This window comes from Caulobacter sp. SL161 (assembly GCF_026672375.1).
Taxonomy (GTDB): Bacteria; Pseudomonadota; Alphaproteobacteria; order Caulobacterales; family Caulobacteraceae; genus Caulobacter.
On record NZ_JAPPRA010000001.1, the window covers coordinates 445,610 to 459,943 of the forward strand.

17 protein-coding genes and 1 pseudogene are annotated in these 14,334 nt (G+C 67.7%); 7 read left to right on the top strand and 11 right to left on the bottom strand.

Annotated features, from left to right (window positions below):
• Positions 1-17: 17 nt before the first annotated feature.
• Entirely contained in the window at positions 18-1,196 is a 1,179-nt protein-coding gene (locus OVA11_RS02300) for a citrate synthase family protein (protein ID WP_268065848.1), read from the top strand.
• Here the strand turns inward: OVA11_RS02300 and OVA11_RS02305 are convergent.
• Positions 1,172-2,200: a ligase-associated DNA damage response exonuclease gene (locus OVA11_RS02305; protein ID WP_268065849.1), complete on the bottom strand. Its 1,029-nt coding sequence runs from the start codon at positions 2,198-2,200 to the stop codon at positions 1,172-1,174. The genes OVA11_RS02300 and OVA11_RS02305 overlap by 25 nt on opposite strands.
• A gap of 25 nt (positions 2,201-2,225) precedes the next feature.
• Between OVA11_RS02305 and OVA11_RS02310 the strand changes: the two genes are divergently transcribed.
• The 3 genes from OVA11_RS02310 to OVA11_RS02320 all read left to right on the top strand — a co-directional run bounded on the left by OVA11_RS02310 (position 2,226) and on the right by OVA11_RS02320 (position 3,458).
• Positions 2,226-2,726: a PaaI family thioesterase gene (locus OVA11_RS02310; protein ID WP_268065850.1), complete on the top strand. Its 501-nt coding sequence runs from the start codon at positions 2,226-2,228 to the stop codon at positions 2,724-2,726.
• Complete coding sequence (locus tag OVA11_RS02315; RefSeq protein ID WP_268065851.1) at positions 2,723-3,142, top strand: PaaI family thioesterase; 420 nt, start codon at positions 2,723-2,725, stop codon at positions 3,140-3,142. Before OVA11_RS02310 ends, OVA11_RS02315 begins: the two co-directional genes overlap by 4 nt.
• Before the next feature lie 217 nt (positions 3,143-3,359).
• Complete coding sequence (locus tag OVA11_RS02320) at positions 3,360-3,458, top strand: hypothetical protein (protein WP_268065852.1); 99 nt, start codon at positions 3,360-3,362, stop codon at positions 3,456-3,458.
• A gap of 81 nt (positions 3,459-3,539) precedes the next feature.
• On the opposite strand, the gene OVA11_RS02325 is transcribed toward OVA11_RS02320, so the two are convergent.
• Positions 3,540-4,454, bottom strand: a complete 915-nt coding sequence (locus OVA11_RS02325) for a histone deacetylase family protein (protein WP_268065853.1) — start codon at positions 4,452-4,454, stop codon at positions 3,540-3,542.
• 81 nt (positions 4,455-4,535) lie between these two features.
• Here OVA11_RS02325 and OVA11_RS02330 point away from each other — a divergent pair, with 81 nt between their 5' ends.
• Positions 4,536-5,390, top strand: coding sequence for an acyl-CoA thioesterase (locus OVA11_RS02330; RefSeq protein WP_268065854.1), 855 nt, complete (start codon positions 4,536-4,538; stop codon positions 5,388-5,390).
• A gap of 3 nt (positions 5,391-5,393) precedes the next feature.
• Here the strand turns inward: OVA11_RS02330 and OVA11_RS02335 are convergent, their stop codons facing one another.
• The 7 genes and pseudogenes from OVA11_RS02335 to mdh all read right to left on the bottom strand — a co-directional run bounded on the left by OVA11_RS02335 (position 5,394) and on the right by mdh (position 10,705).
• Positions 5,394-5,957, bottom strand: coding sequence for an NUDIX hydrolase (locus OVA11_RS02335; protein ID WP_268065855.1), 564 nt, complete (start codon positions 5,955-5,957; stop codon positions 5,394-5,396).
• A gap of 23 nt (positions 5,958-5,980) precedes the next feature.
• Positions 5,981-6,562 (bottom strand): ribosome maturation factor RimM, encoded by a 582-nt coding sequence (gene rimM, locus OVA11_RS02340; RefSeq protein ID WP_268065856.1) that lies wholly within the window; start codon positions 6,560-6,562, stop codon positions 5,981-5,983.
• Between the two features lie 56 nt (positions 6,563-6,618).
• Positions 6,619-7,116, bottom strand: a complete 498-nt coding sequence (gene rpsP / locus OVA11_RS02345) for a 30S ribosomal protein S16 (protein ID WP_010921479.1) — start codon at positions 7,114-7,116, stop codon at positions 6,619-6,621.
• Positions 7,117-7,142: 26 nt separating this feature from the next.
• On the bottom strand, positions 7,143-8,669 hold the full coding sequence (gene ffh / locus OVA11_RS02350) for a signal recognition particle protein (RefSeq protein WP_268065857.1): 1,527 nt from the start codon (positions 8,667-8,669) through the stop codon (positions 7,143-7,145).
• A 279-nt stretch (positions 8,670-8,948) separates the two neighbouring features.
• Positions 8,949-9,455: a DUF1993 domain-containing protein gene (locus tag OVA11_RS02355; protein ID WP_268065858.1), complete on the bottom strand. Its 507-nt coding sequence runs from the start codon at positions 9,453-9,455 to the stop codon at positions 8,949-8,951.
• 92 nt (positions 9,456-9,547) lie between these two features.
• Positions 9,548-9,667, bottom strand: a pseudogene (locus OVA11_RS02360) (hypothetical protein); the annotation flags it as partial.
• Between the two features lie 75 nt (positions 9,668-9,742).
• A complete protein-coding gene (gene mdh / locus OVA11_RS02365) occupies positions 9,743-10,705 on the bottom strand; it encodes a malate dehydrogenase (RefSeq protein ID WP_268065859.1) in 963 nt (320 codons plus the stop codon).
• 147 nt (positions 10,706-10,852) lie between these two features.
• Between mdh and OVA11_RS02370 the strand changes: the two genes are divergently transcribed.
• Both OVA11_RS02370 and OVA11_RS02375 read left to right on the top strand, forming a co-directional pair.
• The gene (locus OVA11_RS02370; protein ID WP_268065860.1) at positions 10,853-11,899 is read left to right on the top strand and encodes a MaoC family dehydratase; all 1,047 of its coding nucleotides are present in this window, start codon (positions 10,853-10,855) and stop codon (positions 11,897-11,899) included.
• A complete protein-coding gene (locus tag OVA11_RS02375; protein WP_268065861.1) occupies positions 11,892-12,317 on the top strand; it encodes an HIT family protein in 426 nt (141 codons plus the stop codon). Before OVA11_RS02370 ends, OVA11_RS02375 begins: the two co-directional genes overlap by 8 nt.
• Before the next feature lie 12 nt (positions 12,318-12,329).
• Here OVA11_RS02375 and OVA11_RS02380 read toward each other — a convergent pair whose 3' ends face one another.
• Together OVA11_RS02380 and OVA11_RS02385 are read right to left on the bottom strand one after the other, a co-directional pair.
• A complete protein-coding gene (locus OVA11_RS02380) occupies positions 12,330-13,493 on the bottom strand; it encodes a hypothetical protein (protein WP_268068875.1) in 1,164 nt (387 codons plus the stop codon).
• Positions 13,375-14,262: an HpcH/HpaI aldolase/citrate lyase family protein gene (locus OVA11_RS02385; RefSeq protein ID WP_268065862.1), complete on the bottom strand. Its 888-nt coding sequence runs from the start codon at positions 14,260-14,262 to the stop codon at positions 13,375-13,377. Before OVA11_RS02385 ends, OVA11_RS02380 begins: the two co-directional genes overlap by 119 nt.
• Between the last annotated feature and the right edge of the window lie 72 nt (positions 14,263-14,334).

Sequence of the window (14,334 nt, forward strand, 5' to 3'; positions counted from 1 at the left end):
CAATATAATCAATCTATATGACCGACTGGATGGACGCAGAGCAGGTTCTGGAGCGGCTGGGGATCCGGCCGCAGACGCTCTACGCCTATGTCAGTCGCGGGCGGATCGAAGCAGCGGCGCACCCCAACGACCCCCGCCGCAGCCTCTATCGCGCCTCCGACGTCGCGGCCCTGGCGCGCAAGAAAGCGCGGGGCCGACGGGTCGCGGACGTCGCCGCCGAGGCGATCGCCTGGGGTGAGCCGGTTCTGCCCTCGGCCATCACGACCGTGAGCGGCGGCAAGCTCTGGTATCGCGGCGAGGACGCGGCGCGCCTGGCGGAGCAGGGCCTGACGCTCGAGAACGTCGCCCGCCTGCTGCGGGGCGGACACGGCGCAGCGCTGAAGGCGTCAAGCCGGCCGCCGCCGCCCGCGACGGACAGCGCGCGGTCGCGCCTGTTCCTGACCCTGGCTGAACGCGCGGGGCGGGAGCCACCCGCCCGAGGCCGCGCCCCGCTGGCCCTGGCCATGGAGGCCGCCGACCTCTTGGACGCGATCGTCGACGCCGCGACCGGCCAGGCGGGCGACGGCCCCGCGCACCAGCGCTTCGCCCAGGCCTGGGGCCTGACCGCCGACGGCGCCGACCTGGTCCGGCGTGCGCTGGTTCTCCTGGCCGACCATGAACTGAACGCCTCGACCTTTGCGGCGCGCGTGGCCGCCTCGACCGGCGCATCACTTTCGGCGGCCTGTCTGGCGGGCCTGTCGGCGCTGTCCGGGCCTCTGCACGGCGGCATGGCGGCGCGGGTCGAGGCCCTTGTCGAAGAAGCTGATCGACGGGACGCCGCCCGCGCCGTCTCCTCGCGCCTTGAGCAGGGCGCCAGCCTGCCCGGCTTCGACCATCCGCTCTATCCCGGCGGCGATCCGCGCGCCGCGGCGCTTCTGGCGAGGTTCGCGCCGCCCCCGCCGCTGGCGGCGCTTTGGCGCGCCACCCAGGCCGCCACAGGCCTGGCGCCCAATATCGACTTCGCCCTGGTCGCCTTGGCGCGAGGCCTCGCCCTACCGCCCGACGCACCCTTCATCCTCTTCGCCACCGCGCGCAGCGCCGGGTGGAGCGCCCACGCGATCGAACAGCTGCAGACCGGAAAGCTGATCCGGCCTCGCGCGCGCTACGTCGGGATCGTCCCCACGAACCCGCCCTATTCGCCCTCTTCGTCCTCATAGCCCATCAGGCGCAGGGCGCGGGCCGGAATGCCTTCCAGCTGGCACCAGCGCTCCAGAGCCTCCTCGCGTCCATGGGTGATCCACACCTCGCCGGGCCTGAGCTCGTCGAGCGTGCCTGTCAGTTCGTCCCAGTCCGCGTGATCCGACAGGATGAGCGGCAACTCCACGCCGCGCTGCCGCGCCCGGGCGCGTACCCGCATCCATCCGGACGCGAAACAATCGACCGGATCGGGGAAACGGCGCGACCAGCGATCGGCGATGGCGCTGGGCGGGGCGATGACGATCTGGCCGGCGAAGACGTCCTTTGGCCCCGAGACCGTGGCCGGCGCCAGAGGCCCCAGATCCACGCCATGGGCCTCGTAGAGCGCGTTCAGGCGCTCCAGCGCGCCATGGACGTAGATCGTCTTGTCCCAGCCGGCTTCGCGCAGCAGGCGGATCACCCGCTGGGCCTTGCCCAGGGCGTAGGCTCCGACGAGGTGGCAGCGCTCCGGAAACTGGGCGACCGACGACAGCAGGCTGCGGATCTCCCCCGAATCGTCCGGATGGCGGAACACCGGCAGGCCGAAGGTGGCCTCGGTGATGAACACATCGCACGGCACGGGCTCGAAGCGCGCGCAGGTCGGATCGCGGCGGCGCTTGTAGTCGCCGGAGACCACCATCGTCAGGCCCTTCCAGCGCACCACCGCCTGGGCCGAGCCCAGCACGTGGCCGGCAGGGACCAGGGTTACGGAGACACCGTCATGCGTGAAGCTTTCGCCATAGGGGACGGCTTCACGCCGACCCGCGAAGTCCTCGCCATAGCGCACCGCCATGATCGCCAGGGTCTCGGGCGTGGCGGCCACCACACCATGGCCGGCGCGAGCGTGATCGGCGTGGCCATGGGTGATCACAGCCCGATTCACAGGTCGGACCGGGTCGATGTAGAAGTCCCCAGGAGGGCAGTAGAGTCCGGCCGGCCGGGGACAGAGCAGGTCTTCGGGCTTGATCACGTCTGGATATGACAACGCCTAAAGCGCTAAGCCTATCGTCATGAGCGATCACGAACAGACAAAACTCATCGCCACGGCGATGAACGAGGGCAGCCCGCAGGCTAAGGCCCTGGGGTTCACCACCCTGGAGATCGGTGACGCGGTCGCCTTGCTGAAGGTCCCCTATCGCCCTGAGATCATCGGCGATCCTGAGACGGGCGTCATCGCCGGCGGCGTGGTCACCACCCTGCTGGACCATGCCAGCGGCCAGGCGGTCCATGCCGCCATGGCGACCTGGACCTCGATCGCGACCCTGGACCTGCGCATCGACTACATGCGCGCCGCCGAGCCGGGCCTCGACGTTCTGGCGCGCGCCCATTGCTACAAGCTGACCCGCTCGGTGGCCTTCGTCCGCGCGGTCGCGTACGACCGCGATCCCGAAGACCCGATCGCCACGGGCCAGGCCACCTTCATGCTCGACTCCAGCGCGGGCAAGAAGGCCGGCGCCAATCTGAAACCCTCGCGCCAACAGCACGCCAAGACCGGAGGGGTCGACCAATGAGCGACGCCGACACCCGCCTCGTCTCGGTTCTGGACTCGATCCCCTACGCCCGCTTTCTCGGGATCAAGGCCGAACTGGCCGGGGATGAAATGACCGCCGTGCTGCCGTTCGCGCAGCACATCGTCGGAAATCCGATGCTGCCCGCGATCCACGGCGGCGTCCTGGGCGCCTTCATGGAGATGACGGCCCTGGCGCAGCTTTCCGTGGCCGCGCCGATGAAGCGCCAGCCACGCACGATCGACGTCTCGATCGAGTACCTGCGCTCCGGCCGGCCGCAGACCACCTACGCCCGCGCCAGCATCAAGAAGCTGGGCCGTCGCATCGCCAATGTGCACGTGGAGGCCTGGCAGGAGACACGATCCGCCCCGATCGCCACCTTGCGCGGGCTCTTTCTGGTCGCGCCCAGCGAGGATTAAGGCCGCGCGGTCGAATGGAACGGTTTCAGAGGGAAAAGTTTCTCAGGAAACTAATATGAACGACCACATTACACCTCTGTAACCCCGATTATGGGCGTCAACGTTTCTTAAATCGGCGTCATGAAGCAAGAGTAACGTGTAATAACCATGGGGCGGACCTATATCCCTCTCATCGGACGCCAACGGGGCGGCCGAAGACAAAAAAGGGATCAAGACCATGACCATGAAGACCAACGCCGTTGCCGGTATCGCTACGCTCTTCCTCGCGGTTCTGCCGCTCGTCGTCATCGCCGGTTCGCTCGCTTCGAGCCTGTAAGTGATCGCCGCGTACCTCTCGTCGGGCGCCGCTCCAACCGGAGCAGGCCCGACGGAGATGGCGACGGGAAATCGCCCAAGACTATAAAGAATAAAGACTTTTCGCCGTCCGATGCAGGATGGCGTGGCGCGCCGCCAGACGATCGATGTTCGCGTCATAGCCGCCGCCGATGACCCCGACCACGGGGATCTCCGAGGAAAGACAAGCGCCCAGGACATAGGCCTCCCGCCGCGCGAGACCCTCATCGGTCAGCGCCAGGCGCCCGAGCTTGTCGTCCGCATGCGGATCGACCCCCGCGTTGAAGAAGACAATGTCCGGCCGGACGCTGACCAGCAGCGCCGGCAGGATCGCCTCCAGCTTTTCGAGATAGGCGCGATCGTCGGTTCCATCCGGCAGTTCGACGTCAAGATCGCCGCTCGCCTTGCGGTGCGGGAAGTTCTTCTCCGCATGCATCGAGAAGGTGAAGACGCTGGAATCGCCTTCGAAGATCCGCGCCGTGCCGTCGCCCTGATGCACATCCAGATCAACGACCAGCGCCTTGCTGATCGCGCCTTCGGCCAGAAGTCGCCGGGCCGCCACCGCGACGTCATTGAAGACGCAGAAGCCGGCCCCGGCCTCGGCCGCCGCATGATGGCTACCGCCGGCGGTGTTGCAGGCGACCCCGTGCTCCAGCGCCAGACGCGCCGCCAGCAGCGTGCCGCCGGTGGCCGCCCGGGCGCGGTTCGCGACGCTTTCGGTGTTGGGCATGCCGATCCGGCGCACGACGTCGGGCGGTAGAGAGAGCTCGATCACACCCCGCACATAGTCTTCGGAATGAGCCAGACATAGCGTCTCGACCTCGACCGGCTCGGGGCGCGCAAATCCATCAGGCCCCGCCACACCCTCCGCTTCCAGCAGGGCGGCCAGGCGCGAGAACTTGTCCATCGGAAAGCGATGGCCCGCCGGCATTTCGGCGCGAAAGGCGGGGTGGTGGACGATCGGCGGCGGTGCGGACATGCCTTCACGATGGGGAGCGCGGCCGCGTGACGCAAGGAGACGGGTTGCGGCGCCGCAAAACGCGGCTTATCGCAGTGCGCCATGCAGACGACCGAGAACCTCGCCGACATCCTCGACCTCGAACCGATCGAGGTGAACCTGTTCCGGGGCGTCAGCCCCAACGACGGCTTCCCGCGCATCTTTGGCGGCCTCGTGATCGCCCAGGCCCTGCTTGCGGCCTACAAGACGGTGCCCGACCGGGTCTGTCACTCGCTGCACGCCTACTTCATCCGCCCGGGCGACGTCACAGCCCCCGTGCTTTACGAGGTGGAACGCGCCCGCGACGGCGGCACCTTCACCACGCGCCGCGTCGCCGCCATCCAGCATGGCGAGCAGATCTTCAACCTCGCCGCCTCGTTCCAGACGCCGGAAGAGGGCTTTGAGCACCAGTCGGAGATGCCCGCCTCGGTGGATCCGGAAAGCCTGCCCACCGAGGCGGACTTCCTGCGCAGCCTCGGCGACCAGATCCACCCCAAGATGGTGGCCATCGCCGAACGCCCGCGGCCGGTCGATATCCGCTGGATCGATCCGCAGAACCCGATCGCGCCGGTCAAGAAGTCCGGCACCAAGCAGGTCTGGATGCGCGCCAAGGCGCCGCTGGGCGACGACGTGAAGATGCAGCAGGCCGCCCTGGCCTATGCGTCGGACATGGCGTTCATGGAAAGCGCCCTGCGGCCGCACGGCCTGATCTGGACCACCCCCGGCATCCAGGCCGCCAGCCTGGACCACGCCATGTGGTTCCACCATCCGTTCAATTTCAACGACTGGACCCTGTTCGCCCAGGACAGCCCCAGCGCCTCGCAGGGCCGGGGCCTCGTGCGCGGCCAGATGTTCAGCCAGGACGGCAAGCTCCTGGCCTCGGTGGCGCAGGAATGCCTGATGCGGGTGCGGAAGTAGGGCCTAGACGGGCTCGATTCGCGCCACCCCGGCGGCGGCGAGGCCCCGAAGCAGGGCGCTGGTCTGCATACCGACAGTGAGTTCGCCGGCCAGGGCCATGCGGATGGCCTCGGCGGTCGAGACCCAGAGAGTCTCGATGCGCTCTGTCGGGTCATCCTTGGGCTCGGCCACGCGGACCACATCGCGGGCGAGCACAATGTGGGTGCGATTGCTGTGGGTGCCGGCGTTGGGACGACTCTCCCCGACCAGACTGAAGGTTCCGGTAAAGCCGGTTTCCTCAAGCAGCTCCCGGGCCGCCGCCGTGATCGGATCGGTCTCGCCGGGGTCCATGCCGCCGGCCGGCAGTTCGGTGGAGATGTCGCCAAGGCCGTGGCGATACTGACGAACCAGCAGCACATTGTTGTCGGCGTCCAAAGCGATCAGCTCGACCCAGTCGCGATACTCCAGAACATAGTAGGGCGCGACCACCGCGCCTTCGTCGGTCACGCAGTCGTCGGCGCGTAGGCTGATCCAGCGGTCCTTGTGGATGTAGCGCGAGGCGGTGACCCGCCATTTACCGTCCGGCATCGCTTGGGCCTCCTGGCGGTGGATCAGTCCCGGTCGCCCAGCTCTTCGTTCTCGTCCAGGCCCTTTTCCTCTGGCCCCTCATGATCGCCCACCAGCGCCGGAGGATCGGCCAGGATCAGACCTTCGCTGACTTTGACTTCGGGGACAGCCGCCCGCGTAAACGGCAGGTACCAGGTCGGGCCGCCGAGATCAGGATTGATCTCGAGAATGTCACCGGCGCCGAAGTTCTGGACGCTCTTTACGCGGCCCAGCAATTGGCCGGTCTGGATGTGGCGAACGGTGAGACCGACGAGGTCGGTCAGGTAGAACTCGTCCTCCTCCGGCTCCGGCAGGGCCGAGCGGGGGACGTACAGCCGCAAGCCGCGCAGGGCGTCAGCCGCCTCTTTCGTTTCAATCCCAGGGCAGCGGCAGACGACGCCGTCCTTGGTCTTGCGAGCCGAAGCGATCGTCAGGGCCGGCGAGCCGTCCTGGCGCTTCAGCGCCTTGAAGCCCGCGATGCTGAGCGGGTCTTCGGTATAGGTCGTGATCCGCACCTCTCCGCGCACGCCAAAGCCGCCGGCCACGCGGCCGACCAGGATCAGCGGATCGTCTTGAGATACGGCCATGGTCCGGACAGAGTCGCGCCGCCGTCTCGAAAGAAACGGCGGCGCTGGAACCCTGATTAGCCTTCGGCGGCTTCTTCAGCCGGAGCTTCAGCGGCCGGAGCCTCTTCAGCCGGGGCTTCTTCAACGGCCGGAGCCGCGGCGGCGGCGGCGGCGGCTTCAGCAGCGGCGGCCTTTTCAGCTTCGGCGGCGGCCTTGGCGTCGGCTTCGGCTTGCTTGCGCTCTTCTTCACGCTGAGCGCGCTCGGCCAGACGCTCTTGCGCCTTCTTGCCCGGCTTGCCCTTTTCCGGGTTGTTGCCGTGCGTCCAGGCGACCAGGCCTTGGGCGGCCAGGAAGCGGGCGACGCGATCGGTCGGCTGGGCGCCCTTCTTGAGCCACTCCTGGATCGACTCGACCTTCAGGGTGACGCGGTTGGCGTCGTCCTTCTTGAGCAGCGGGTTGTAGGTGCCGACCTTCTCGATGAAACGGCCATCGCGCGGCGAGTGGCTGTCGGCGACGACGATCGAGTAGTACGGACGCTTCTTGGCGCCGCCACGGGCGAGACGGATCTTCAGCATTTCGGTAGTCCTTAAGGTCTAAAGTTCTATTTCTTGAACGGGTTGAAGCCGGGCAGGCCCAGGCCGGAGAGAGGGTTGGGCTTGGCGTCGCCGCCACTCCCGAGGCCCGGCAGACCGGGCAGCCCCGGGAAGCCTTGGCCCCCCGCTGCATTGGGATCAGGCGTCGGCATCTTGCCGCCGCCCAGGTTCTTGAGACGGGCCATGTCGCCGCCGCCCATCATCTGGGCCATGCGGGCCAGGCCCTTGCCGCCGTCCTTGGACATGGCCTTGAACATGTCGGCCATCTGACGGTGCTGCTTGAGCAGACGATTGACCTCGGCCACGTCGACGCCGGCGCCGGCCGCGATGCGGCGCTTGCGCGAAGCGGCGAGAATGTCGGGCTTCTTGCGCTCTTCCTTGGTCATCGAGCTGATGATCGCCTGCTGGCGACGGAAGATGCTGTCGTCGACGCCGCTCTCGGCGATCTGCTTCTTGACCTTCTGGACGCCCGGCAGAAGGCCCATGATGCCTTCCATGCCGCCCATCTTCTGCATCTGCTTCAGCTGGGCCGCCAGGTCGTCGAGGTCGAACTTGCCCTTGGCCAGCTTCTTGGCCATGCGCTCGGCCTCGGCCTGGTCGAGGTCGGCCGCAGCCTTCTCGACCAGGGCCACAACGTCACCCTGACCGAGGATCCGGCCGGCGACGCGGCGGGCGTCGAACACGTCGAGCTGGTCGATCTTTTCGCCGGCGCCGAGGAACTTGATCGGCAGGCCGGTGACGTGGCGCATCGACAGCGCCGCGCCGCCCCGGCCGTCGCCGTCGGCGCGGGTCAGGATCAGGCCCGTGAGCGGCAAGCGCTCGTGGAACGCCTTGGCCGTGCGCACGGCGTCCTGACCGGTCAGGCTGTCGGCGACCAGGATGGTCTCGGTCGGATTGGCGATGCGGGCGATCTCAGCCGCCTCGCTCATCATCGACTCGTCCAGCGTCGTGCGGCCGGCGGTGTCGAGGATCAGGACGTCATAGCCGCCCAGCTTGGCGGCGGTCAGGGCGCGCTTGGCGATGTCCGGGGCGCTCTGGCCCGCGACGATCGGCAGGCTCTCGACCTCGACCTGTTTGGCCAGGGTCGCCAGCTGCTCCATGGCCGCCGGACGGCGGGTGTCGAGCGAGGCGACCAGCACCTTCTTGCGATCGGTCTTCGACAGGCGAAGGGCCAGCTTGCCGGTGGTGGTGGTCTTACCCGAGCCTTGCAGACCGGCCATCAGGATGACGGACGGCGGGTTGAGCGCCAGGTTCAGGCCGGTCGGCTGCTCGCCGCCCAGCATGTCCACCAGACCGTCATAGACGATCTTGACCACCTGGTCGGCCGGCTTGACCGAGCGGATCACCGCCTCGCCCGAGGCCAGTTCCTTGGCCTTGGAGATGAAGTCCTTGACCACCGGCAGGGCGACGTCGGCCTCGAGCAGCGCGACGCGGACCTCGCGCAGCGCCTCGTCGATGTCCTTCTCGGACAGCACGCCGCGACCGCCGAGGCGTTCAAAGACGCCGGAAAGTCGCTCTGTAAGGCCGTCGAACATGTCGAACCCTGAATAGAACCAAAGCTCCAAACGCGATCAGCCCCCGTGGACGATCACGTCGACGGGGGTCCTCGCCGTCCTCGTCCGGATGGATCCTGCGCTAACAGGCCGGGGTCGTGACGGTGGAGGCGCTGCTGATAAAGCGCCGGAAGCCGGGGCTTATGGCTGAAAACAGGCAAAGAGTCAAAACTCAGTCGCCCGTGAATATAAAAGCCCGATCTTCCCGGCATTGGCTGCGCCGCACTGACGTGTCGCCGGGGAGATCGGACTTAGAGTGGATCAGGCCATGCCCAGATAGTCGCGCTTGCCCACCTCGACGCCGTTGTGGCGCAGGATCGCGTAGGCGGTGGTCAGGTGGAAGAAGAAGTTCGGCTGAGCCTGGCCCTGGAAATAGGCCAGGCCCTTGACCACGCTGGTCTCGCCGCGGCGGGTCAGGGTGATGTCGCGATCCTCGGCGCCTTCGAAGGCGGCCTCGTCCAGGCCCTCGACATAGGCGATGGCGCGGTCGATGCGGGCGATCAGTTCGGCGAAGCTGGTTTCGACGTCGTCCCAGGCCGGAACCTCTTGGCCGGCCAGGCGCGCGCAGCAGCCCTTGGCGAAGTCGGTGGCGATCTGCACCTGGCGGATCAGCGGGAACATGTCGGGATACAGCCGCGCCTTCAGCAGGGCCTCGGCGTCCCAGCCCTTGGCCTCGACCTGGGCGGCGGCCTTGGTCAGCACGCCCTTCAGACCTTTCAGGCCCTGGACGAAAACGGGGACGCTGGCCTGGTGGATCGAGATCGACATGAGAAGCTCCGGGAAGAAGGGATGCGTCTAGATAGGATGTGAAGGGGCCGAAGGGGAGCGCTCGGCGCGCAAGAAGTTCGTCGGCGCTGCGGAAGCCGTCCTCGCCCTTCGACGAGCTCAGGGTGAGGACGACTGTTAGCCACGGCTCGCGCGAAATCCTCATCCTGAGCCTGTCGAAGGACGAGGATTTCCACCCGTGCAAGCGCCCGCACTTCTCGTGGCTGCAGCCAAGAAAAAGGGCGGCCCCGCGAGGAGCCGCCCTTCTCGTATCGGATTGTCGTCCGGTCTTAGACCAGCGAGCTGTCGATGGCCTTGCAGGCTTCCATCAGGCCCTTCACCGACTCGACCGACTTGGCGAACATCGCCTTTTCTTCGTCGTTGGTTTCGAACTCGACGATCTTCTCGGCGCCGCCGGCGCCGATGACCACCGGCACGCCCACATAGAGACCGTCCAGGCCGTATTGGCCGGTCAGATAGGTGGCGCACGGCAGGACGCGCTTCTTGTCCTTCAGGTACGAGGTCGCCATGGCGATGGCGCTCTCGGCCGGGGCGTAGAAGGCCGAGCCGGTCTTCAGGAGGGCGACGATCTCGCCGCCGCCCTTGCGGGTGCGCTCGACGATGGCGTCCAGCTTTTCCTGGGTCAGCCAGCCTTGCTTGACCAGTTCCGGCAGCGGCAGGCCGCCGACGGTCGAGTGACGGACCATCGGCACCATGTCGTCGCCGTGGCCGCCCAGGGTCCAGGCGTGGATGTCTTCGACCGACACGCCGGTGGCTTCAGCCAGGAAGTAGGCGAAGCGGGCCGAGTCGAGGACGCCGGCCATGCCGATGACCTTTTCCTTCGGCAGGCCCGAGAACTGCTGCAGGGCCCAGACCATCGCGTCGAGCGGGTTGGTGATGCAGATGACGAAGGCGTTCGGAGCGTGAGCCTTGATGCCTTCGCCGACGGCCTTCATGACCTTCAGGTTGATGCCCAAGAGGTCGTCGCGGCTCATGCCCGGCTTGCGCGGCACGCCGGCGGTCACGATGCAGACGTCGGCGCCGGCGATGTCGGCGTAGTCGTTGGCGCCCTTCAGGGCGACGTCCTTGCCGAACACGGCCGAGGCTTCGGCGATGTCGAGGGCCTTACCCTGCGGGGTGCCTTCGGCGATGTCGAACAGGATCACGTCGCCCAGCTCTTCGCGAGCGGCGATGTGGGCCAGGGTGCCGCCGATCATGCCGGCGCCGATAAGGGCGATCTTCGCGCGAGCCATGGGGTCTCCATCAAGGCTGTGGACAGTGGAATCTCGGGGCGCGGTCTAGACCCGTAGCGGCCCAGCCTCAAGCCCCCTTTCCCGTTTCGCTGCACTGCGGCAAAGTCGACTGAACAACGATAAGCAGCGCCAGGGGCGAGGGGCACGATGAGCAAGACCGATCCCGGAAACTATTTCGAGGATTTCCGACTGGGGCAAAGGCTGGTTCACGCCACGCCCCGCACGGTTACGGCCGGCGACGTCGCGCTCTACACCGCCCTCTACGGTCCCCGGTTTTCGCTGTTTTCGTCGGACGCCTTCGCGAAGGGGTGCGGCCTTATGTCCGCCCCGGTCGACCCGCTGATCGCCTTCCATGTGGTGTTCGGCAAGACGGTGCCCGACATCAGCCTGAACGCCGTGGCCAATCTCGGTTACGCCGAGGGCCGCTTCCTGGCGCCGGTGTTCCCGGGCGACACCCTGAGCGCCGTCTCGGACGTGATCGGGCTGAAGGAGAATTCCAACCGCAAGACCGGGGTCGTCTATGTCCGCACCACCGGCGTGAACCAGCGGGGCGAGCCGGTGCTGAGCTATGTGCGCTGGGTGATGGTCCGCAAGCGCGACGCCGAAGCCGAGGTCGCCGAGCAGACGGTTCCGTCCCTGGCCGGCGCGGTCGCTCCGGCCGACCTGGTGCTGCCCATGGGCCTGGACTTTTCCGGCTATGACTGGGCGCTGGCCGGCGCGCCGCACGCCTTCGAGGACTATGCGATCGGCGAGAAGATCGACCATGTCGACGGCATGGCGGTCGAAGAGGCCGAGCACCAGATGGCCACGCGTCTGTGGCAGAACACCGCCAAGGTCCACTTCAACCAGTTCGAGCGCGCCAAGGACCCGTCCGGCAAGCGCCTCGTCTATGGCGGGGTGGTGATCTCAACGGCCAAGGCGCTGTCGTTCAACGGTCTGCAGAACGCCGGCCTGATCCTGGCGATCAATGGCGGGCGGCACGTCGCCCCGTTCTTCGCCGGCGGCACGGTGTTCGCCTGGAGCGAGGTTCTGGACAAGGCCGACCTCGGCGCGGCGGGCGCTCTGCGTCTGCGCCTGGTGGCCACCAAGGACCGCCCTTGTGACGACTTCCCCGACAAGGACGCCGAGGGCGCCTACAACCCGGCCGTGATCCTGGATTTCGACTACTGGGCGGCGGTTCCCAAGCGTGGCTGAGTTCCAGCTCGACCCGGCGTTCGTCGCGACCTCGCACGCGGTGATCGACCTGCCGCTCTGCGAGGTCCGGCTGCAGGACGACGCCCGCTATCCTTGGCTGGTGCTGATCCCGCGCCTCCCTGGGCTAAGGGAGCTGGAGGATCTGAGCCCGACCGATCGCGCCCGGCTGATGGAAGAAACCATCCGCGCCGGATCAGCCGTCCGCGCGGTTGGAGCCCTGCTGGGCCTCCGGATCGACAAGCTGAACGTCGGCGCTCTGGGCAATGTCACCGCCCAGCTGCACGTCCATGTGGTGGGGCGGCGAGGCGATGATCCCGCCTGGCCCGGGCCTGTCTGGGGCCATAGCCCCGCCCAGGCCTTTGACGAGGCGGTCCGCGACGCGGCGATCGCGACGGCCCGCAAGGCCCTGGCCGTCTAGAGCCGACAGGCTCTAACGCGTACTTTTCTTGGCCGTCGCCTTGCTCTTGCCCTTGCGCGCGGCGGTGGCCTTGGACTTGCCCTTCTTGGCGGCCGAGGCCTTGGACTTCTTGGCGGCGGCGGCGCACTTGGCCTTGGCGGCCTTCAGCGCCTTGCCCTTCTTGCCCTTGGTCGAGCAGACGGCCTTGGCGGCGGGCGCCGGGCGGCTGGCGGCGACGCGCGGCGGCCAGACATAGGGACCGCGTCCGGGCGATTCGTATCCCGGCGGCGCCTGCGGCAGGATCCGTTCGGCCTGCACCCCGACGCTTGCGCCGTTCTCGTAGAGCTCGCCGGACCAGGCCTCGTATCCGGCTGGGCGCAGGGTCAGCACGGCGGACGCACCGCCACGCGGGCTGAAGCGGGCGATGATCTGATCGCCCTCTTGTCGCAGGTCATCGATCAGGCCTGTCGAGCCAACGGACCCCGGCCGCCGCACGTCGCGCCAGGCGCCTTCCAGTTCGCTCGCGCCGCCGGCCTTGTCGACGATCTGCAAAGCATAGAGCTCTGCGCCATCGGCGGCGGTGACCTTCCAGCTCCCGTCGAGCGGACCTTGCAGGTTCTGCGCCGCCGCGACCGAGCCCTTGACCCTGAGCTCATAGATCTGAGCGGTCGTCAGATAGGCTCCGGGGGTTGTCGGGGCCTCAGGCTCGGGCGGCGGAATTGGCAGGATGCGGCCGCGCCGGCGCGGCGCCGGGGCGGCGGCTGTCTCGGCCGCCTCCTCGTCCAAGGTCTGAGCGCTCTGCGCGATCAAGTCGGCCAGGGGGTCCAGGGCTTCGGGCGCCTGGGTGGTATCGACGCCCGGCGGCGCGACCTGAGGCGCCGTGCTCACTGGCGCTTCGGGCCCTGGCGGGGTCGTCGCGGTCGGTCGGGCGCTCTGCGTCCCAAAGGTCGGCACATAGTCCGAGAGCGGGGGCATCGCCGGAGTCTGCTGCTGCGCCAGCACGGGGCTGGCGACCAGGGCGACGGAAAGAACGATAGCCCGCATAGAAACCTTCAACCGCCGCCTAACCTTGGGCCGCCTAACCTTGGGCCGATCGTCCCGAAATGGCCTGCGCCACCGCGACAAGACGCTCAGCCTGCGCCAGATGCAAGCGTTCGGCCATCTTTCCGTCGACCCGCAGCGCGCCCTTGCCCGCATTTTCAGGCGCATTGAAGGCCGCGATCACCGCATGGCTCCAGGCCACGTCCTCGGGCGAGGGCGAGAACACGCGATTGCAGATCTCCAGGTGCTTGGGATGGATCAGCGTCTTGCCGTCGAAGCCGAAATCGACGCCCTGGACGCAGACCGCCTCCAGGGCCGCAAGGTCTTCGATGTCGTTGTGGACGCCGTCGAGGATCGTCAGACCGTGCGCCCGCGCGGCGGCGACCGACAGGGTCAGCAGGGGCAGGAACGGCGCGCGATCCGGGGTCTGGCGGGCCCGCATTTCCTTAGCGAAATCATTGACGCCCATCACCCAGGCGGAGAGACGCGTGCTGTGCGCGGCCTCGGCGATCTCCCACAGATGGAAGGCCGCTTTCGCCGTCTCGATCATGGTCCACAGGCGCGTGCTGGTCGGCGCGGCGCTGAGGTGCTGGTCGTACAGCCGCACGTCGGCCGCATCATTGACCTTGGGAACAAGCACCGCGTCAGGCCCGGCCTCGGAGGCGGCGGCGAGATCATCGGCGCCCCAGGGCGTATCGAGCCCATTGACCCGGATCACCACCTCGCGCAGCCCAAAGCCGCCCGCCTTCACCGCCGTCACGGCCGCTTCACGCGCCGCCGGCTTCATTTCGGGCGCCACGGCGTCTTCCAGGTCCAGAATAATCACGTCGGCGTCGAGCGTGCGCGCCTTCTCGACCGCCTTGGCGTTGGAAGCCGGCATATAGAGGGCGCTGCGGCGCGGGCGATTGGCTTGGGCGGTGGTCATTGAAACTCCCCTGCAGTCTTTTGTGCTTTGTCGCGACCTTAGCATTGCTGCGACGCAGCAAAAGCCTTTCCA